The sequence below is a fragment of the Sphaerotilus sp. FB-3 genome, from assembly GCF_023706025.1.
Classification (GTDB): domain Bacteria; phylum Pseudomonadota; class Gammaproteobacteria; order Burkholderiales; family Burkholderiaceae_C; genus Sphaerotilus; species Sphaerotilus sulfidivorans.
In genome coordinates this window covers 14,644-34,316 of record NZ_BQWE01000002.1, presented here as the reverse complement: position 1 = coordinate 34,316, position 19,673 = coordinate 14,644, and the positions used below count along the sequence as shown (strand labels likewise).

General features: G+C 71.9%; 13 protein-coding genes. 7 read left to right on the top strand and 6 right to left on the bottom strand.

Translation table 11 applies throughout. The features are described 5' to 3' along the window. Positions 1 to 72 precede the first annotated feature (72 nt). From NFT33_RS00465 to NFT33_RS00455, 3 genes are all read left to right on the top strand, one after another. Positions 73 to 630 (top strand): protein phosphatase CheZ, encoded by a 558-nt coding sequence (locus NFT33_RS00465; RefSeq protein ID WP_251672529.1) that lies wholly within the window; start codon positions 73 to 75, stop codon positions 628 to 630. Positions 631 to 875: 245 nt separating this feature from the next. Then, on the top strand, positions 876 to 4,448 hold the full coding sequence (locus NFT33_RS00460) for a class I SAM-dependent DNA methyltransferase (RefSeq protein WP_251672528.1): 3,573 nt from the start codon (positions 876 to 878) through the stop codon (positions 4,446 to 4,448). 177 nt (positions 4,449 to 4,625) lie between these two features. Further along, a complete protein-coding gene (locus tag NFT33_RS00455; protein ID WP_219341021.1) occupies positions 4,626 to 5,024 on the top strand; it encodes an endonuclease domain-containing protein in 399 nt (132 codons plus the stop codon). Positions 5,025 to 5,078: 54 nt separating this feature from the next. Here the strand turns inward: NFT33_RS00455 and NFT33_RS00450 are convergent, their stop codons facing one another. From NFT33_RS00450 to NFT33_RS00440, 3 genes are all read right to left on the bottom strand, one after another. Next, positions 5,079 to 5,435, bottom strand: a complete 357-nt coding sequence (locus tag NFT33_RS00450) for an FKBP-type peptidyl-prolyl cis-trans isomerase (RefSeq protein ID WP_251672527.1) — start codon at positions 5,433 to 5,435, stop codon at positions 5,079 to 5,081. A gap of 84 nt (positions 5,436 to 5,519) precedes the next feature. Further along, positions 5,520 to 6,440: a tRNA glutamyl-Q(34) synthetase GluQRS gene (gluQRS, locus tag NFT33_RS00445; RefSeq protein WP_251672526.1), complete on the bottom strand. Its 921-nt coding sequence runs from the start codon at positions 6,438 to 6,440 to the stop codon at positions 5,520 to 5,522. Beyond that, positions 6,437 to 7,405 carry a LysR substrate-binding domain-containing protein gene (locus NFT33_RS00440; protein ID WP_251672525.1) on the bottom strand — a complete coding sequence of 323 codons (969 nt, stop codon included), beginning with the start codon at positions 7,403 to 7,405 and terminating at the stop codon, positions 6,437 to 6,439. The genes gluQRS and NFT33_RS00440 overlap by 4 nt, the downstream gene beginning before the upstream one ends. A 125-nt stretch (positions 7,406 to 7,530) precedes the next feature. On the opposite strand from NFT33_RS00440, the gene NFT33_RS00435 reads away from it, so the two are divergent. From NFT33_RS00435 to NFT33_RS00425, 3 genes are read left to right on the top strand one after another with little or no spacing between them, the layout of a single operon-like run. Next, positions 7,531 to 8,244 carry a pirin family protein gene (locus tag NFT33_RS00435; RefSeq protein WP_251672524.1) on the top strand — a complete coding sequence of 238 codons (714 nt, stop codon included), beginning with the start codon at positions 7,531 to 7,533 and terminating at the stop codon, positions 8,242 to 8,244. A gap of 49 nt (positions 8,245 to 8,293) precedes the next feature. Further along, positions 8,294 to 8,854 (top strand): flavodoxin family protein, encoded by a 561-nt coding sequence (locus NFT33_RS00430; RefSeq protein WP_173804843.1) that lies wholly within the window; start codon positions 8,294 to 8,296, stop codon positions 8,852 to 8,854. A gap of 53 nt (positions 8,855 to 8,907) precedes the next feature. Beyond that, on the top strand, positions 8,908 to 9,627 hold the full coding sequence (locus tag NFT33_RS00425) for a DUF599 domain-containing protein (protein WP_251672523.1): 720 nt from the start codon (positions 8,908 to 8,910) through the stop codon (positions 9,625 to 9,627). 24 nt (positions 9,628 to 9,651) lie between these two features. Here NFT33_RS00425 and NFT33_RS00420 read toward each other — a convergent pair whose 3' ends face one another. After that, entirely contained in the window at positions 9,652 to 11,262 is a 1,611-nt protein-coding gene (locus NFT33_RS00420) for a hypothetical protein (RefSeq protein ID WP_251672522.1), read from the bottom strand. Next, positions 11,259 to 14,219, bottom strand: a complete 2,961-nt coding sequence (locus tag NFT33_RS00415) for a tubulin-like doman-containing protein (protein WP_251672521.1) — start codon at positions 14,217 to 14,219, stop codon at positions 11,259 to 11,261. The genes NFT33_RS00420 and NFT33_RS00415 overlap by 4 nt, the downstream gene beginning before the upstream one ends. A 238-nt stretch (positions 14,220 to 14,457) precedes the next feature. On the opposite strand from NFT33_RS00415, the gene dnaE reads away from it, so the two are divergent. Beyond that, the gene (gene dnaE / locus NFT33_RS00410; RefSeq protein ID WP_251672520.1) at positions 14,458 to 18,051 is read left to right on the top strand and encodes a DNA polymerase III subunit alpha; all 3,594 of its coding nucleotides are present in this window, start codon (positions 14,458 to 14,460) and stop codon (positions 18,049 to 18,051) included. Positions 18,052 to 18,348: 297 nt separating this feature from the next. On the opposite strand, the gene NFT33_RS00405 is transcribed toward dnaE, so the two are convergent. After that, complete coding sequence (locus NFT33_RS00405) at positions 18,349 to 19,641, bottom strand: TIGR03862 family flavoprotein (RefSeq protein WP_251672519.1); 1,293 nt, start codon at positions 19,639 to 19,641, stop codon at positions 18,349 to 18,351. Positions 19,642 to 19,673 lie beyond the last annotated feature (32 nt).

The following is a 19,673-nucleotide window of genomic DNA, read 5'->3' as shown; positions in this document are numbered from 1 at the left end:
GCACCATCGCGTCCGCAGCCCTGCGCCCTGTCAGGCGATGCCACCGACGTGCACACGAGGAGTCGATTCCGAATGAGCCAGAACCTGATGCCCGACGAAACCCGCCAGCAGATCGGCGGCATCGTCCGACAGCTCCATGACGCCCTGCAGACGCTCGGCTACGACGCCGTTCTGCACGAGGTCACCCAGGAGATCCCCGACGCACGCGAGCGGCTGGCCTATGTCGGCGCGATGACCGAGCAGGCGGCCGACCGGGTGCTGACCCTGGTCGACATGGCCAAGCCGGAATGCACCTCGCTGATGGAGCAGGGGCGCGCGCTGCTGGCGGCCGATCCGCCGCCCGACCAGCTCAAGGCGTTTGCCGAGCGCTCGGTCGAGGTGGCCAGCCTCCAGCAGGACGCGCTCAACGACATCATGATGACGCAGGACTTCCAGGACCTGTCCGGCCAGGTGATCAACAAGGTCATCAAGATCATCTCGCGCACCGAGAAGCAGCTGCTGGAGCTGCTGGTCAGCACCACGCCACCGCCCAAGGTGGAAACACCCGCAGTCCTGGAAGGCCCGCAGACGCCCGACAAGGCGATGAAGCAGGACGATGTGGACGACCTGCTGGCCTCGCTGGGCTTCTGAGCCCGCCTGCCGCCCCAGCCTTCTCCCGCCTTCCCTCGCCTGACCGCTTTCTCCCTGTCGTCTCCGACTTGGCGCCAGCCCTTCTTCAGAACAGAAGGGCTGGCGTCTGTTTTTTCACGCGCCGACGTGCGGGAGTCGCCGATCTGAAACTGGCTGTATCCACTGACGCGCCTTGCCGCAGGAGAGACGGCAGCCGCTCCCTATGATGCCCGGCTTGCCGATCGGATCATCACCAGGGAGACAGAATGAACCACAGCAGCAGCAGCATCGGTACCGCTCCGCCCGCGGCCGACATCGAGGCTTTCGTCACCCGCTGGCGCGGCTCGACAGCCTCGGAGCTGTCGACGGCGCAGAGTTTCACCATCGAGCTGTGCGAGCTGCTCGGCGTGCCACGCCCGCACGCGACCGCCGAGCAGGACTACATGTTCGAGCGCCCGCTGACGCTGATGCATGGCGACGGCACGAGCAGCGCGCGGCGCATCGACTGCTATCGCCGCGGCTGCTTCGTGCTGGAGTCGAAGAAGCTCGATCCGGGCGCACAGGCGGCCACGACGGGGCGCACGCGCAAGAGCTTCGACAACGCGCTGCTGCAGGCGCTGTCGCAGGCCGAGGGCTATGTGCGTGCGCTGCCCGCCGCCGAGGGGCGCCCGCCCTTCATCGCGGTGGTCGATGTCGGCCATGTCATCGAGCTGTACGCCGAGTTCAGCCGCTCGGGCGGTGCCTACACGCCCTACCCCGACGTGCGCACGCACCGCATCCGGCTCGACGACCTGCACCGCCCGGAGATCCGCGAGCGGCTGCGCGCGCTGTGGCTCGATCCGATGTCGCTCGACCCGTCGCGCGTCAGCGCGCGGGTGACGCGGGCGGTGTCGGCCGAGCTGGCGGAGCTGGCGCGCAGCCTGGAGCAGGCCGGGCATCCGGCCGAGCAGGTCGCCGCCTTCCTGACACGCTGCCTGTTCTCGATGTTCGCGGAGGATGTCGGGCTGCTGCCGCGCGACGACGACGGGCGGGGCGCCTTCGTCGGGCTGCTGACGCGCTGGCGTGACGAGCCGCCGCGGCTGGGCAAGATGCTGCAGGCGCTGTGGGCGACGATGGACAGCGGCGGCTTCAGCCCGGTGCTGGCGCAGGACCTGATGCGCTTCAACGGCAAGCTGTTCAAGGGCGCCGGGCAGCCGGGCTATGTGCTGCCGCTGACGACCGCGCAGATCGACGGCCTGCTGCGCGCGGCGCGGGCGAACTGGCGCGAGGTGGAGCCGGCGATCTTCGGCACGCTGCTGGAGCGCGCGCTCGATCCGGGCGAGCGCCACGCGCTGGGCGCGCACTACACGCCGCGGGCGTATGTGGAGCGGCTGGTGATGCCGACGGTGATCGAGCCGCTGCGCGCCGAGTGGCAGCACGCGCTGGGCGCGGCGCTGGTGCTGGCGGGCGAGGCCGACGCGCTCGACGGCAGGAAGCGCGAGGACAAGCTGGCCGAGGCGCGCGCCGAGCTGCGGCGCTTCCATCACCGGCTCTGCCATGTTCGGGTGCTCGATCCGGCCTGCGGCAGCGGCAATTTCCTGTATGTGACGCTGGAGCACCTGAAGCGGCTGGAGGGCGAGGTGCTCGACCGGCTGGAGGCGCTGGGCGAGTCGACGCAGGGGCAGCTCGGGATGGAGGGCGGCACGGTCACGCTGCGCCAGATGCTCGGCATCGAGCTGAACCCGCGCGCGGCGGCGCTGGCCGAGCTGGTGCTGTGGATCGGCTGGCTGCAGTGGCAGATCCGCACCGGCGGCGAGAAGAGCGTCGCCGAGCCGGTGGTGCACGACTACGGCAACATCGCGTGCCGGGATGGGGTGCTGGCCTACGACGGCCGCGAGCCGGCCACCGACGCCGAGGGCCGGCCGGTCACGCGCTGGGACGGCAAGACGACCAAGGTGCATCCGGTGACGGGAGAAAAGGTGCCCGACGAGTCGGCGCAGGTGCCGGAGTGGCGCTACGTGAACCCGCGTCAGGCCGAATGGCCGCAGGCGGATTTCATCGTGGGCAATCCGCCGTTCATTGGCGCCGGGCCGATGCGGCTGGCGCTGGGCGACGGCTACACGCAGACGCTGCGGGCGACGTGGCCCGAGGTGCCGGAGAGCGCCGATTTCGTCATGTACTGGTGGCACCACGCGGCGCTGCAAGTCCGCACCCGACAGGCCGAACGCTTCGGCTTCATCACCACCAACAGCCTGCGCCAGACCTTCAACCGGCGCGTGATCGAGCAGCACCTGAACGCCAAGGAGCCGCTGACGCTGGCGTTCGCGGTGCCGGATCACCCGTGGGTGGACAGCGCGCACGGCGCGGCGGTGCGCATCGCGATGAGCGTCGGCACGGCGGCGGCTGGGGAAGGCCGGCTGCTGACGGTCATGGCCGAGCACGGCAATGGTCAGGACGAGATTGACGTTCAGCTCGACGAGCGGCGCGGGGTGTTGCACGCCGACTTGCGCGTCGGCGCCAACGTGGCGAGCGCGCAGACGCTGCGGGCCAACGTCGGGGTGTCATCGCCTGGGGTGAAACTGCACGGCGCGGGGTTCATCGTCACCGACGAGGAAGCGCAGGCGCTCGGTCTTGGCACGGTTCCGGGCCTGGAGCAGCACATCCGCGACTACCGCAACGGCAAGGATCTGACGGCCCGGCCGCGCGGCGTGAAGGTGATCGACCTCTTCGGACTCGAAGCCGACACCGTGCGGCAGCGGTTCCCGGCGGTGTACCAGTGGGTCATGGAGCGGGTGAAGCCGGAGCGCGATGCCAAAGGCAACACCAAGGACGGCGCTGGCTACGCCGCCAACTGGTGGCTGTTCGGCAAACCACGGCAGGAAATGCGCAAGCAACTGGCGGGACTGTCGCGCTACATCGCCACGGTTGAAACCAGCAAGCACCGGCATTTCCAGCTTCTGGATGCCAGCATCCTCCCGGACAACATGCTCATCGCGGTCGGCTCGGACAACACAGCGCACCTGGGTGTGCTGTCGAGTCAGGTCCACGTCGAATGGGCCTTGGCGGCGGGCGGCCGGCTCGGCATCGGCAATGACCCGCGTTACAACAAGACCCGCTGCTTCGAGACCTTCCCGTTTCCGGTGCTGGACCCTGCATCAGCCGCCCGCATCGGCCAACTCGCCGAAGAACTCGACGCCTTCCGCAAGGCCCGCCAAGCCGCCCACGAGTCCGTGACGCTGACGGGCATGTACAACGTGCTGGACAAGCTGCGCCGCGAGGAGCCGCTGAACGCCAAGGACAAGGCGCTGCACGAACAGGCCCTGGTCGGCGTGCTGCGCACCCTGCACGACGACCTCGACGCCGCCGTGCTGGAGGCCTACGGCTGGCAGGATCTCGGCCCCGTGCCCTGGTCGGACGACGAGGCGCGACAGGCCTGGACCGAGCGGCTGCTGGAACGCCTGGTCGATCTCAACACCCGCCGCGCCGCCGAGGAAGCCCGCGGCACCATCCGCTGGCTGCGCCCTGCATTCCAGAACCCCACGGCGCCGACGGCCGAGCCGCAATCCGCCATCGAACTCGTCGGCGGCGCCCCGGCCCCCGAAGCCGACACCGAAGACGAAGCGCCGGCCACAGCCGCCGCACCGGCCTCCCGCCAGCCCTGGCCCGCCGACCTGCCCGCGCAGATGCGCGCCGTCGCCGATGCGCTCGCCACCAGCGCCCAGCCGCTCGACGAGGACGCGCTGGCCGCCCGGTTCACCGGCCGCGGGCCGTGGAAGAAGCGGCTGCCGCAGATCCTGGAGACGCTGGAGGTGCTGGGCAAGGCGCAGCGGGAGGCGGGGGGGCGCTGGCGCGGCGCGTGAGCCGAGCAGCGTTTCGGCACGCCCTGTCTTGTCGTGTCTTGCTCCTCCCCCCAGCGGGGGGAGGCCGGGAGGGGGGCCTCGGAAGTCAGCCGACATCTCGGTACCGATCACCCCCCTCCCCAACCCTCCCCCCGCTGGGGGGAGGGAGCAATTCAGCAGGTTCTTTCAGAATGGGGCGTGGCAGATGATGACAACGCACAACCCCGGATCTGGGTGCCGGAGACCGTCAGCCGGCCGCTGCTGCTGGCGGCGCGGCGGCTTCGGCGGGAGATGACAGAGGCCGAGCGCGTGCTGTGGGAGCACTTGCGCGCCGGGCGGCTCGGCGGCTGGCGCTTTCGGCGGCAGCATCCGGTGGACCGGTTCGTGCTCGATTTCTACTGCCCGGCCGCGCGGCTGGCGGTCGAGCTGGATGGCGCACAGCACCACACACCCGACGGACGGGCTCGTGACACCGAGCGCGACGACTGGCTCCGGCGGCGACACGGCATCAGGATGCTGCGGTTCGACAATGCCAAGCTGCTGCGACAACCCGATGCCGTACTGGACCGCATCCGACAAGCACTCGACCCGCGCTGAACAGTCTTGCATGGCCTTGTCTTGCCCTCCCCCAGCGGAGGAGGGAGCAACACATCAATACCCGAGGAAATCCACCTCGAACACCAGCGTCGCGTTCGGCGGGATGACGCCGCCGGCGCCGCGGGCGCCATAGCCCAGGTTCGGCGGGATCACCAGCACGCGGGTGCCGCCGACCTTCATGCCCTGCACGCCCTCGTCCCAGCCACCGATGACCATGCCGGCGCCCAGGCCGAAGCGGAAGGGCTGGCCGCGGTCCTTGCTGGAGTCGAACTTGCGGCCGCGGCCGTTCGGCTGCGCCGGATCGTGCAGCCAGCCGGTGTAGTGGACGCTGACCTGACGGCCGGCGACCGCCAGCTCGCCGTTGCCCTCGACGGTGTCTTCGTACTGCAGACCGGAAGCGGTGGTGATCATGGGATCAGCCTTTCTTGTGTGTGGGGGATGAACTGACAGAAAAGGCCGCGATGATGCCACCAGCCGCGGCCGGCCGCATCCGCATCACTCCTGCTCCAGCCGCAGGCGCCACTGCCGAAGCGCCTCGGCGCGCACCGCGTCAGCGCTCAGGCCCTCGGCCAGGTCCAGACCGAGCGCCCGCGCGGCCGCAGCCAGCACCTCGGCCGGACGGCCGGTGTCGACCGGCGCGGCGCCGTTCTGCTTCGACAGCTTCTGGCCGTCGGCGGCCAGCACCAGCGGCGTGTGCAGATGGCGTGGCTGCGGCAGGCCGAGATGGCGGCGCAGCAGGATCTGGCGCGGGGTGTTGTCGGCCAGATCCTCGCCGCGGACGATGTCGGTCACGCCCTGCGCCGCATCGTCGACCACCACCGCGAGCTGGTAGGCCCACAGCCCGTCGGCGCGGCGCAGCACGAAGTCGCCCACCTCCCGGCTGAGGTTCTGGCGCTGGGCCCCGAGCCGGCGGTCCGTCCAGTCGATGACGGTGTCGCGCCCGTCGTCCGCGCAGGTCAGCAGCCGCACCGCCCGCGCCTCGGGCCAGGGCACCGGCTGCGGCCCGCCGGGCCGGCAGGTGCCGGGATAGACCAGATCGCCATGGCGCTCGCGGTCCAGGCCGCGCGCCTGCAGCGCCTGCGCGATCTCGCGCCGGGTGCAGCGGCAGCCGTAGGCCAGGCCGGCCGCGTGCAGACGCTCCAGCGCCTGCGCATACAGCGCGCCCCGATCGGACTGGCGCAGCGGCGGCGCGTCCGGGTGCAGGCCGCAGTCGGCGAGCTGGCGCAGGATCGCGTCGTCGGCGCCGGCGATGCAGCGCGGGCCGTCGACATCCTCGATGCGCACCAGCCAGCGCCCGCCATGTGCGCGCGCGTCCAGCCACGAGGCCAGCGCCGCGACCATCGAGCCGGCATGCAGCCAGCCGGTCGGCGACGGCGCAAAGCGGCCGACATAGGACAGACCGGGGCGCGCGCTCACAGGATCAGCCCCGCATGCTGCTCCAGCAGCGCCCGGCGGGTGATCTCGCTGCCGAGCTGCTCGAGCCACCAGCCCAGCGCGCGACCGCGCCCCGGTGCATCGCGCCAGACATAGTGCAGCTCGACCACTGTGGGCGGCGGCTCGGTGCGCTTGACCACCAGCCGCCCGGCCTCGACATGCGGTCGCAGCAGCGGCTCGGGCAGCCGGCCGCAGCCCAGGCCGCGGATCTGCGCCTCCAGCTTGGCCACCAGCGAGGGCACCGTCAGCACATCCTGGCCGGGCAGGATGCCGGTGGTGCTCCGGTCCATGCGCTGCGCGGTGTCGGCGATCGCGATGACCCGGTGCTGCGCCAGCGTCTGCGCCGACAGCGGCTCGCTCGCCTCGGCCAGCGGATGGTGCGGCGCCACCGCCATCAGCATCGGCAGCCGGCCGATCAGCTCGGAGCGCAGGCCCTGCGGCAGGCCGCCGGTCACCGGCACGCCGATGGCCAGATCGGCCTGGCCGCTGGAGAGCGCCTCCAGCGTGCCGGTCATCACTTCGGTGCGCAGCTTCAGCCGGGTGGGCAGCGGGCCGGCCTCGGCCTGATCGGAGCAGCGCAGCGACAGAAAGGCCTCGATCAGATCGAACACCGCCCGGGGCGCCAGGATGTTGTCGACCGCGATCGTCAGCGACGGCTCCCAGCCGGTGGCCACCCGCTGCACCCGGTGCGCCACCGCGTCGATCTGCTGCAGCAGCCGCCGGCCCTCGCGCAGCAGCTCCTCGCCGGCGGCGGTGAGCTGCGCCTGGCGCGAGCTGCGGTCGAACAGCAGCACATCGAGCGATTCCTCGAGCTGGCGCACGCTGTAGGTCAGCGCCGAGGGCACCTTGCCCAGCTCGCGCGCAGCTGCGGCGAAGCTGCCGGTGCGCGCGATGGTGTCCATCATCTCGAGGGCATCAGGGGTCAGGGCGCGGCGGCGCTCGGGCATGGGGACGACTCCGGCAGGATCGGCTCAGGCGATCGATTCAAGGAATTTGAATGATGCCATCATCGCCACGCCACCCGCAGACGCCGCGGCCGGGCGACCATGACGGCACAGAAAGAGAGTTCGCCATGATCGAGTTCCGCCCCTCCGCCAAGCGCGGCCATGCCCACCACGGCTGGCTGGAGAGCTACCACAGCTTCTCCTTCGCCGACTACTTCGACCCGAGCCGCATGGGCTGGGGCAATCTGCGCGTCATCAACGAGGATTGGGTGGCCGGCCACCGCGGCTTCGGCACGCACGGTCATCGCGACATGGAGATCTTCACCTGGATGCTCGGCGGCGAGCTCAGCCACCGCGACAGCCTGGGCAACGGCGAGACCATCCGCCCCGGCGAAGCCCAGCGCATGAGCGCCGGCACCGGCGTGCGCCACAGCGAGATGAACCACGGCACCGAAGTCGCGCACCTGCTGCAGATCTGGATGCTGCCGAGCCAGGCCGGCCTGCCGCCGAGCTACGACCAGCACACGGTCGACGACGCCGAACTGCGCGGCCGGCTGCGCCTGGTCGGTGCCCCGGTCGGCAGCGCCGAGGCCGCGCAGGCAGCGGTCGCGCTCAACGCCGACGTGCGGCTGCACATCGGCCGCTTCGACGGCCCGGCCGAGCGTGCCGAGCTGAAGCTCGACCCGGCTCGCAAGGCCTATGTGCACCTGGCACGCGGCCGGCTGACGGTGAGCGGCCATGCGCTGAACGCCGGCGACGCGCTGGCGATCGACGGCGAGACCGCGCTGAGCCTGCACGACGGCCAGAACGCCGAGGTGCTGGTGTTCGAGCTGCAGCCCTGAACCACTCTTTCTCCCCCACCCCGTTCACTTCCCTGAAAGGAACCCCGCCATGAGCAAGAAGATCGTCATCGTCCACCACAGCGGCTACGGCCACACCGCCAAGGTCGCCGCGGCGGTCGCCGAGGGTGCCGGCGCGGGCGCGAGCCTGCTGGCCATCGACGCCGAGGGCAACCTGCCCGAAGGCGGCTGGGAGCAGCTCGACGCCGCCGACGCCATCGTGTTCGGCTCGCCGACCTACATGGGCATGGTCAGCTGGCAGTTCAAGAAGTTCGCCGACGCCTCGAGCAAGGCCTGGTTCACCCGCAAGTGGCAGGACAAGCTGGCCGCCGGCTTCACCAACTCGGCCTCGCTGTACGGCGACAAGCACACCACGATGTCCTACCTGACCACGCTGGCGATGCAGCACGGCATGCTGTGGGTGGGCGCCGGCATGATGCCCGCCAACACCAAGGCCTCGACCCGCGACGACCTGAACAACCTGGGCATGTCCGCCGGCCTGATGACCGCCACCCCGTCGGACGCCAGCGTCGACGAGATGGTGCCGGGCGACCTGGCCACCGCACGCGCCTTCGGCGCCCGTGTGGCGGCCGTCGCAGCTCGCCTGGCCTGATCGGCCGGCCGGCGGCGACCACCCGGGGCGGCGCCAGCCGCTACAGTCGCGGCATGGATTTCCTGCTGCGAGTGATTCAGGTGCTGCCGCTGGCCGACTGGCTGGCGCTGGGGGTGTTCTTTGCCGGCTGGATCGGCTACGTGAAGTTCGCCAAGGCGCGTGCGGTGCGCCGCCCCTCGGTGCTGGCCAGCACCAATCGCATTCGCCAGGAGTGGATGCTGCAGACCACCTACCGCGACAACCGCATCGTCGACGCGGCGGTATCGCAGAGCATGGCCACCAGCCCGAGCTTCTTCGCCTCGACCACCATCTTCATCATCGGCGGTCTGATCGCGGCGGTGGGCGCCACCGACAAGACGGCGGAAATGGTCCAGGAGCTGCCCTTCGCCGCGCGCACCTCGGTGCTGGTGCTCGACCTGAAGCTGCTGGTGCTGACCGGCATCTTCGTGCACGCCTTCTTCCGCTTCACCTGGTCGATGCGCCAGTACAGCTTCGGTGCCCTGCTGATCGGCTCGGCGCCCTCCCCCCAGGATTTCGAGCGTGCCGAGGACACCCAGCTACGCCGCCGCTATGCCGAGCGCGCCGGCCGGGTCATGGGCCTGGGCGCCGAGACCTTCAACGACGGTCTGCGCGCGGTCTACATGAGCTTCGCCGCGGTGCTGTGGTTCCTGTCGCCGCTGGCGATGGTGGTGGGCACGCTGGCGGTGATCTGGGTGCTCTACCGGCGCGAGTTCCACTCCGACGTGTTGGCGCTGCTCAACGAGCCGATGTGATCCGGAGCGAGCCGACAGGCCCGGTCAGGCCGCCGAGGCCGCGGCTGCGGCCGACACCGGCGCCTCGCCGGATGCGGCCTCCGACGCCCGCCCCGGTCCGGGCGAGCAGCGGAAGGGCGGCGGCTGGCGCAGCGGCGTCTCGCTGATCCAGATCTCGGCGCGGCGCTCCATCGTGGCCACCGGCGCCGCATCCAGCCCGGCCGGACCGAGGCGACCGATGCCGCGCACCACATCGACCTTCACCCCGACCTCGCCCAGCACCCGGGCGACCTCCGCGGCCCGCCGCTCCGACAGCGAGCGGTTGCCGCAGAAGCCGCCAGGGTCATTGGCGCTGGCCAGCACCAGGATCGCCGCGCCACGCGGAATCTGGCCTGCGGCCAGCAGCCGCCCCAGCCGCTCGGTCTCGGCCCGCGCCGCCGCATCGAGCGTGTCGGCGCCGGCCTCGAAGCCGATGTGCCCGCCCAGCAGCCGTGCCTGGCGGATCAGCGCGGTCTGGTCGCGCGGCAGGCGCGGCGCCGGCAGGGCCTCGGCGGTGGCGGGCTGACCGGCCGCCAGCAGCTGCGGCGCGGCCGGCACCGCCAGCCGGGTGGCCAGGCGCTGCTGCGCCGCCGGGCCGGCCAGATAGCTGGCCAGCCGCTGCAGCCGTGCGTCCGAGCCGGCCGGCAGGTGCATGACCACCCGGTGCGTCAGCGGATAGCGCTCGGCGGCCAGAGTCTGCGGGTCGGGCATCCAGGCCGCACCCGAAGCGTCGGCCACCGGCAGCACCCGCGCGGCGCCGACCTCGGCCAGCGGCACCAGGCCGATGGCGCCCGGATCGGCCGCCACCGCCTGCAGCAGCGCGCGGCTGTCGGCATGGGCGGGCAGCGCGGCCGGCAGGCCCTCGCCGCCGAGCAGCTGGCGCGACACCAGCGCCTGCAGCGCGGGATCGGCCGGCAGATGCACCGCGTCCGCGCGTCCGGCGCGGCCGAGCAGGCGCTGGCGCAGCTGCCCCGGCGTCAGCGAACGCAGCGGACTGTCCGGATGGACCACCACCGCCAGCGCGTCCAGGCCGAGGGTGATGTCGTCGGCGCCGATGTCGCCGCCCAGCACCGAGACACGCTTCAGCCCGGCCGCGCCCGAGAGCGAGAGCGCCGGCTCGAGCCGGAACTCGAGCCGCGCGCCCGCCGGGGTGCGCGCCACCAGCAGCGGCACGGTCGGATCCGGACGCCGCGCATCGCTCAGGCCGTCGGCACGCAGGAAGGCCTGGACCAGCTCGACCATCAGGTCAGGGCCCAGCAGCGCGGCGCCATGCAGCGTCAGGGTCGCGGGCAGGCCGGCGGCGGGCGGCTGGGCATCCAGCGTCGCATCCGCCTGGGTGACCAGCGCGGCACCTGCCCCGGCCCGCACGCCGGACTGCGACGCCGACTCGCCACGCCCGGACAGGAAGAAGCCGGCAGTGGCCACCAGCGCGACACCGACCACCGGGACCAGCCAACGCGCCGCACCGGCCGGCGAGGACTCGACCGCCGCGTCGACGGGCAGCAGCGCGGCGCCGCATTCCGGGCAGCGATCGTCCGGCGTCTTCAGCGGCAGCAGCGCACGGGAAGCCGCCTTGCTGCAGGCAGCGGGAAGGTTGGTGCAGACAGCACGGCTCATCGGGGGCATTCCTGACGGATCAGCTTCATCGCCTCGCGGGCGGCTTCGTTCCAGTCGCGACTGATGGTGTCCCACTGGGTGGGCGGCGACTGCCGGCGCAGCATCTCGATGCGGTCGCGCATGCGGTCGCGCAGCCCGGCGATCGCCTCGGGCGAGCCGTGGCGACCCGACTGCAGCTCGGCGCAGACCTCATCGAAAAGATCGTGCAGCACCCGCTCGCGGGCCTGGTCGACCGCCTCGAGCGGATCGCGCCCGAGCCGCACCCGGGCGATCTCGAAGCCGTCGGCATCGAGGCTGACATGCACCAGCACCGGCGCGCCGGTCAGCGGCTCGGGTTCGTGGCGCAGCAGGCCCAGGGCCTCGGCCAGGAGCACGACGGTGCGCGCACGCGCCTGCTGCGCCTGCACGTCGACCGCCAGCAGCTCGGGCAGGCAGGCCGCCTCGTCGAGCTGCAGCCACAGGGCCGCACGCCCCGCCTGCAGCCGGTGCGCCTCGTGCAGCCGGTGCAGCTCCTGCACCGGGCGCAGCGACTGCAGCGGCAGGCCGCGCACCAGGCGCATCAGCACCAGCGCGCCCTCGCCTTCGGCGCGCATCTGCAGCGTCGGAGCGGTGCCCGCACCGCCGGGCCGGCGCAGCAGCCGGGCCAGATCCGCCGGCAGCAGCGTCGGCGCCGGCCGGGTGGCGGTGCGGGCCGCCACCTCGCCGCCGCCCTCGTCCTCGTCGGCCGCGTCGGTCTCGTCTGCCGGGGCCTCGCCGGGCTCCGGCGGCACCGGCACCCGCAGGCATTCCTGGATGCTGGCGCCGGGCGCCTCCTCGGACGACCACAGCAGCGAGACCGCCGCCTGCGCACGCAGCGCCGCCTGCTCGCGCGCCAGCCGCTCGGGCTCGGCCTGCAGGCCCGCCAGCCAGGCGTCCCAGGCGCCGGCAGCGACCGGCTGCAGCTGCGCCGGCGGCAGGCGCTGCGCACAGGCCGCCAGCAGCGCGTCGCAGGTGGCCGCCTCGCCGATGCGCTGCGCGAAGATGCGGAAGCTCGCCTGCTCGCCGAGCCGGGCGAACAGGCCGGCGCGCAGCACCCGCAGATGCTCACGCTGCATCGTCTCGCGGGTGATGAGCTGCTGGCGCCAGTGGTTGAGCAGCTCGCGCGTCTCCAGCCGGGACTCGCCGGCCTCCGGCCGGGCCGGCGGCAGCGCGGCAGCGGCGGCCGCATCGGTGGTCTCGACCAGCGCGGCCAGCTCCATCTCGCCCGCGTCGATCATGCCCTGCAGCGTGGTGAGCTGCGCCTCGATCTCGGCGACCAGCCGCAGCGTCAGCGTGACCGCCGCCGAGCGGGTGCGCGCCAGCGCGTACTCGCGCAGCCGCTCGATCAGCGCCTCGACATCGACCGGCGCGGTCTGGCCCCGCAGCCGCGCCAGCATGCCCGGACGCACCGCGGCGGCCTGCTCGGCCGCCTCGATCTGCTGCCACAGCAGCGCGGCCTGGGTCTCCAGCCCGTGCTGCTCCTGGCGCAGCGGCTCGATGCGGTCGGCCAGATCGGCCAGCACCGCCGCCAGCAGCTGGCCGCACTCATGCAGCGCGCGCCGGCCCTCGCGCCAGTCCTCCCACAGCGTCGACTCGACCCGCTGGCGCACCACCACCGCGCGGCGGCGCAGCGCATGGTCGGGCAGATCGAAGGCCGCATCGATGCCCTGGCCGCGGAAGCGCTCCTCCAGTCCCTGCTCGAACAGGCGGCGCAGCTCGGTGGCGCGCCGGGCCGGTGCGACCAGCTCGATCAGCTGTCGGTAGTGCGCCTCCAGCGCCTGCCATTCCTGCTCGATCGGCGTGCCGGGCGGACTGTCGCCGTCGATCTCGGGCAGCGGTGCGGCCAGCTGCAGATGCGCCTCGCTCAGGCCCCAGCCGACCAGCAGCGTCTCCATCGCGTCCATCGCCTCGACCGGCACCGGGCGCGGATGGGTGACAAAGCCCAGGCCCGGGCGCCAGTGGTTGTAGCGCAGCTGGGCCAGCAGCCGCAGCAGCAGCTCGTGGCTCAGATGGCTGCGCAGCTCGACCCGGTCGGCCGCACGCTCGGCCAGGCCGAAGGCGGCGAACTCGCCCCGGCGGGCGGCCTGTCCCGCGGCGCGCGGCGGCGCCAGCCACTCCGGCTCGCCGCTGACCCGCTGGAAGATCCAGTCGGCCAGACGCTGCTCGCGTCCGGCGGCGTCCAGCGGCTGCAGGCCGCGCTCGTCGGTGCGCGCCGACAGCAGGCACAGCTCGAACAGACCCTCCTGCGCGGCGGCCTGCAGCTCGCGCAGCACCGCATAGGCCTGGATCTCGGCCAGCGGCGCGGGCCGACCGGCGACGGTGTCGTCCTGCGGCAGCAGCGCATGCAGATGCACGCTGCAGCGGGTGGCCGGCGGATGCTGGCGCAGCAGCTGCAGCAGGTCGATCAGCAGACCGGCACCCGTGGCCCCGCCAAGCTGGACCACCAGATGCAGCGTCAGCGACGGATGCGTGTGGCGGGCCTGCAGCGCCTGCGAGACCGCATCCAGCGCCAGCCGCACCCGCCCCTGGCAGTGCGCCAGCAGCAGCCGGCCGAGCCGGCGCGAAGGCCAGCCCGGCAGCCGGGCCGCCACCTGCGACAGCGGTGCGTCGAAGGCGCCAAGCTCGAGCAGCCGCGCCTCCCAGTCGAGGCCCTCGGGCGCCAGGCAGGCGCGCAGCTCAGGCCGGGCGCGCAGCAGCGCATGCAGCTCGGCGGCGCTGGCGCCCAGAAGCAGCCGCTGCTGGGCCGGCGGCACCAGGCTGCTGCCGAGATGACGCCAGCCAGGCGCCTCGTCCCGGAACTCCTTCGGATCGGTGTCGATCAGCAGCGGCTCCAGCACCGCGCGACGACCGGCAGGCTCGATGCGGCAGGCCAGCCTGCGGCGCAGGGCCTGCCATACCCGGACACCGGCCCCCCCGAGCCCGAGATACAGATGATTCATGTCAGCGTCGTATCCAGCAATGTCGTCATGCCGGTCGCGGCAGCACTGCCGCCCGGCCGGTCGCTATGGTCCCGGCAAACCGCCGGCCCCCCGCCGCCGGATCGCCCCGCATGGCCCCCGGAATTACGGGGTAATCGCGCGGCATTTTGCGTTATTTCCACTTCCAGTCCGGCACCCGAAGTTGCAGAGATCACGACATCTGACACGAGTTGCAACAGCCGCTGCCTACAATCCCGCGATGACTGCCCCGAAGAACTTCGTCCACCTGCGCTCCCACACCGAATTTTCCGTGGTCGACGGCACGCTGCGGATCGACGACGCGGTCGATGCGGCCGCGAAGGACGGCCAGGCCGCGATGGCCATCACCGATCTGTCCAATCTGTTCGGCGGCATCAAGTTCTACAACGCCGCGCGCAAGAAGGGCGTGCAGCCGATCATCGGCGTCGACATCTGGCTCGAGCCCGACGGCCCGGCCACCGCCGGCGATGCCCGCCCCGCCACCCGGCTGCTGCTGCTGGTGCAGGACCGCCAGGGCTATCTGAACCTGAGCGAGATCCTGTCGCGCGCGTGGATCGGCAATGTGCAGCGCGGCAACCAGGCCTGGGTGAAATGGGCCTGGCTGGAGGAACTCGGCGGCGGGCTGATCGCGCTCTCCGGCGGCCTGATGGGCGCAGTCGGCCAGGCGCTGGCGATGGGCGACACGGCGCGCGCACGCGATGTGGCGCAGCGGCTGGCGGCGCTCTTTCCGGGCCGCTTCTACCTCGAGCTGCAGCGCGCGCAGCTGGCCGGTCACGAGGCGAACGTGCGCGCGACCGTGCCCCTGGCGGCGAAGCTGGGCCTGCCGGTCGTCGCCACCCACCCGATCCAGTTCCTCGAACCCGACGACTTCGAGGCCCACGAGGCGCGGGTCTGCGTGGCCGACGGCGACACGCTGGGCAACGCCAAGCGCGTGCGCCGCTTCAGCCGTGACCAGCATTTCAAGACGCAGGCCGAGATGGCCGCACTCTTCGCCGACATTCCCAGCGCGATCGACAACACCGTCGAGATCGCCCGGCGCTGCAGCCTGACGCTGGTGCTGGGCAAGCCGCAGCTGCCGAACTTTCCCACGCCGCTGCTGGCCGACGGCTCGGCCATGCCGATGGCCGACTACTTCCGCCAGCTCTCCTTCGAGGGCCTGGAGGATCGCCTGAAGCTGCTCTTCCCCGACGCCGCGAAGCGCGATGCCGAGCGCCCGCGCTATGTCGAGCGGCTGGAGTTCGAGCTGACGACGATCCTGAAGATGGGCTTTCCCGGCTACTTCCTGATCGTGTCGGACTTCATCCGCTGGGCCAAGGCCAACGGCTGCCCGGTGGGCCCAGGCCGGGGCTCGGGCGCGGGCTCGCTGGTGGCCTATGTGCTGTCGATCACCGACCTGGATCCGCTGCAGTACAACCTGCTGTTCGAGCGCTTCCTGAATCCCGAGCGGGTCTCGATGCCCGACTTCGACATCGACTTCTGCCAGGGCAACCGCGACCGCGTCATCGACTACGTCAAGGACCGCTACGGCCGCCCCGCGGTGAGCCAGATCGCCACCTTCGGCACGATGGCCGCCAAGGCGGCGCTGCGCGACATCGGCCGGGTGCTGGGCATGGGCTACGGCCATGTGGATTCCATCGCCAAGCTGATCCCGGCGCCGCCCGGCAAGACGGTGACGCTGGCGCCGCTGCCGGCCAACTTCGACCCGGCCAAGTCCAAGCTGATCTACGCCCGCCACGAGGCGCCGGAGATCGAGGAGCGCGAGAAGAACGACGAGGAGGTGGCCGAGCTGCTCAAGCTCGCCACCCGCGTCGAGGGCATGGTGCGCAACATCGGCATGCACGCCGGCGGCGTGCTGATCGCGCCGGGCAAGATCACCGACTTCTGTCCGCAGTACCAGCAGCCCGGCAGCGACTCGGCGGTCAGCCAGTACGACAAGGACGACGTCGAGGCCATCGGCCTGGTGAAGTTCGACTTCCTGGGCCTGGCCACGCTGACCATCCTGGAGCTGGCCAAGGAGTTCATCGTCGCGCGCCATGCGCACCGCAAGGACTTCGCCTTCGAGACCATTCCGCTCGATGACCCGAAGGTCTACAAGCTCTTCTCCGACGGCCTGACCGAGGCGGTGTTCCAGTTCGAATCGGGCGGCATGCAGCGCATGCTGCGCGACGCCAAGCCCAGCCGGCTGGAGGACCTGATCGCGCTCAACGCGCTCTACCGCCCCGGCCCGATGGACCTGATCCCCAGCTTCGTGGCGCGCAAGCACGGCCGCGAGGTGGTCGAGTACCCGCACCCGCTGGTGGAGCCGGTGCTGGCCGAGACCTACGGCATCATGGTCTACCAGGAACAGGTGATGCAGACCGCCCAGGTGCTGGGCGGCTACAGCCTCGGCGGCGCCGACATGCTGCGCCGCGCGATGGGCAAGAAGAAGCCCGAGGAGATGGCGCAGCACCGCCTGCTGTTCCGCGAGGGCGCCGCGAAGAAGGGCATCGACCAGGACAAGGCCGACGAGGTCTTCGACCTGATGGAGAAGTTCGCCGGCTACGGCTTCAACAAGTCGCACGCCGCCGCCTATTCGCTGCTGGCCTATCACACCGGCTGGATCAAGGTCCATCACGCCGCCGAGTTCTTCGCGGCGAACATGACCATCGAGCTGGACGACACCGACAAGCTCAAGATCCTGCGCGACGACGCCACCAAGCATTTCGGCATCGCCTTCGAGGCGCCGGATGTCAACGTCGGCGTCTACCGCTTCGAGCCGGCGCCGGGCAAGGCCGGCGACAAGCTCATCCGCTACGGCCTGGGCGCGATCAAGGGCACCGGCCAGGGCGCCATCGAGGCCATCCTGCGCGCGCGCGCCGAGGGCGGCCCCTTCCGCTCGATCTTCGACTTCGCGCACCGCGTCGACAGGAAGAGCATCAACAAGCGCGTCGTCGAGGCGCTGATCAAGGCCGGCGCCTTCGACCAGCTGCATCCGCTCGGACTGGACGGACGCGCGCAGCTGCTGGCCAGCGTCGGCCTGGCCTTCGAGTACGCCGACAACCAGGCCGCGCACGCCGACCAGGGCGGCCTGTTCGACTTCGGCGACGAGGCGGACGCGCACGGCAGCTCCACCCGCGAGCCCGACTATCCGGCCGTCGAACCCTGGGACGTGAAGACCCGCCTGTCGCACGAGAAGGTCGCCATCGGCTACTACCTCTCGGGCCATCTGTTCGACCAGAGCGGCCCGGAGGTGCGCCAGTTCGTGCGCCGCGAGATCGCCGACCTGCAGGACAGCCGCGAGCCGCAGACGGTGGCCGGCATCGTCGCCGATCTGCGTGTCGTCAACGGCCAGCGCGGCCGCGCGGCGATCTTCAAGCTCGACGACAGGAGCGGCGCAATCGAGGCGGTGGTGGCCGAGGAGCTGCTCAACGCCAACGCCGAGCGGCTCAAGGACGACGAGCTGCTGATCCTGACCGGCAAGGTCCAGCCCGACCGCTTCAGCGGCGGCCTGCGCTTCAACGTGCAGCAGATCTCGGACCTGGCCGAGGCGCGCTGCCGCCATGCGCGCTTCCTGCGCGTGGTGGTCGGGCGCACGCTGCCGCCGCTCGACGCGGTGCTGGCCGCGCATCCGCCGAAGCAGGAAGACACCGACTACGGCGAGACGCTGACGCGCGGCGTGCCGGTGCGCCTGCGCATCGTGCGCGAGCAGGCGGTGGGCGACGTCGACCTGGGCGAGCGCTCGCGCTTCTGGCCCAGCGACGAGGCGCTGGCGCAGTGGGCGGCGCAGTGCGGCGCGCAGGCCCAGCTCGTCTACACCGACGACAGCGCAGGCTGAGCACAGGCTGAGCCGGGGGCCGGGCAAGGCCGGAGGAAGTGCGCAGGCCTTCACGCCGCCCCTTGTCCTCGGGAGACCGATCCGGAAAAGCGGGCTCGGCGTCAGGGATTCACGCTGCTAACCTTCATCCCAGGTTGACGAGTTCCTGCAGGCCGGCCTACTCAACCGGCCTGATCGTCAGACCTGAACCCTTGATGAGCGCATGAAGCATGAAGGGCCGGGCCTGCTCCCGGGTCCGGCCAGGGACGCCCCCGCAAGGGGGCGTCTTTTTTTCTGCCCTGGCCTCAGCCCTTGTTCTCAGCCCTGGGGGCAGCCCTGGCGCCAGTCCAGCGCCCCCTGCCCCGCCGCGCGCCCGCTGGCCAGGCAGGCCGTCAGCAGATAGCCGCCGGTCGGTGCCTCCCAGTCGATCATCTCGCCGGCGCAGAACACGCCCGGCAGCGCCGCGAGCATCAGCCGCGCATCCATCGCCTCGAAGCGCACGCCGCCGGCGCTGCTGATCGCCTCGTCGATCGGGCGCGCGGCCAGCAGCCGCAGCGGCAGCGCCTTGATGCGCGCGGCCAGCGCCGCCGGATCGGCGCACAGCGCGGTCCACTGCGCCGCATCCAGCCCCTCGCGCAGCAGCGCCGCACGCACGCCGTGAATGCCGACCTGCTCCTTCAGATGATTGATCATCGAACGCGCACCACGCCCCCTGGCCAGCGCGGCGGCCAGCGTGGCCTCGTCCTTGGCCGGCAGCAGATCGAGCGTGATGTCGGCGTGGCCGCAGGCGGCGATCTCGTCGCGCAGCAGCGCGCTGGCGGCATAGACCAGATTGCCCTCCAGCCCGCCGGCGCCCAGCACCGCCTCGCCCAGGCGGTCGAACACCTGGCCGGTGCGATCGGTGAACTTCAGGCGCACGTTCTTCAGCGGCGTGCCGGCGTGGCGCTCGCGCAGGAAGTCGCTCCAGGCGATGTCGAAGCCGCAGTTGGCCGGCACCAGCGGCGCCACGTCGACGCCCTGCCCGGCCAGCCACGGCTGCCAGGCGCCGTCCGAGCCCAGCCGCGCCCAGCTCGCGCCGCCCAGCGCCAGCACGACGGCATCGTGCGTGCTCGCCCGCGGCCCCTGCGGCGTGTCGAAGCCGAGCGTCCAGCCACCGCCCTGCGCGGCCTCGAGCTGTCCGGTCCAGCGGTGGCGCGCATGCAGCACCAGCCCGGCCGCGCGCAGCCGGTGCAGCCAGGCGCGCAGCAGCGGCGCGGCCTTCATGCCCTCGGGAAAGACCTTGCCGGAGCTGCCGACGAAGGTCGGGATGCCCTGCGCGTGCACCCAGGCGCACAGCGCCTCGGGGCCGAAGCCGTCGAGCCACGCGCCGACCTCGGCGGCGCGCTCGCGGTAGCGACCGCGGAAGGCCGCCTCGGGTTCGGCATGGGTGATGTTGAGCCCGCCCTTGCCGGCGAGCAGGAACTTGCGGCCCACGGAGGGCATCGCGTCGAAGAGATCGACCTGCGCGCCGCCGGCGAGCAGGACTTCGGCGGCCATCAGGCCGGCGGGCCCGCCGCCGACGACGAGGGCGCGGCCGGCGGAAGGGACAGGGGCGAAGGAAGGGACAGGCATCCGGCGGAGTCTAGAGGCTCCGGCCGGACGGC

What these genes read in the sequence shown, in the direction of transcription:
- NFT33_RS00465 (WP_251672529.1), top strand. Translation starts at nt 73, where the DNA reads ATGAGCCAGAACCTGATGCCCGACGAAACCCGCCAGCAGATCGGCGGC.
- NFT33_RS00460 (WP_251672528.1), top strand. Translation starts at nt 876, where the DNA reads ATGAACCACAGCAGCAGCAGCATCGGTACCGCTCCGCCCGCGGCCGAC.
- NFT33_RS00450 (WP_251672527.1), bottom strand. Translation starts at nt 5,435, where the DNA reads ATGATCACCACCGCTTCCGGTCTGCAGTACGAAGACACCGTCGAGGGC.
- NFT33_RS00440 (WP_251672525.1), bottom strand. Translation starts at nt 7,405, where the DNA reads ATGCCCGAGCGCCGCCGCGCCCTGACCCCTGATGCCCTCGAGATGATG.
- NFT33_RS00435 (WP_251672524.1), top strand. Translation starts at nt 7,531, where the DNA reads ATGATCGAGTTCCGCCCCTCCGCCAAGCGCGGCCATGCCCACCACGGC.
- NFT33_RS00430 (WP_173804843.1), top strand. Translation starts at nt 8,294, where the DNA reads ATGAGCAAGAAGATCGTCATCGTCCACCACAGCGGCTACGGCCACACC.
- NFT33_RS00425 (WP_251672523.1), top strand. Translation starts at nt 8,908, where the DNA reads ATGGATTTCCTGCTGCGAGTGATTCAGGTGCTGCCGCTGGCCGACTGG.
- NFT33_RS00420 (WP_251672522.1), bottom strand. Translation starts at nt 11,262, where the DNA reads ATGAGCCGTGCTGTCTGCACCAACCTTCCCGCTGCCTGCAGCAAGGCG.
- NFT33_RS00415 (WP_251672521.1), bottom strand. Translation starts at nt 14,219, where the DNA reads ATGAATCATCTGTATCTCGGGCTCGGGGGGGCCGGTGTCCGGGTATGG.
- dnaE (WP_251672520.1), top strand. Translation starts at nt 14,458, where the DNA reads ATGACTGCCCCGAAGAACTTCGTCCACCTGCGCTCCCACACCGAATTT.
- NFT33_RS00405 (WP_251672519.1), bottom strand. Translation starts at nt 19,641, where the DNA reads ATGCCTGTCCCTTCCTTCGCCCCTGTCCCTTCCGCCGGCCGCGCCCTC.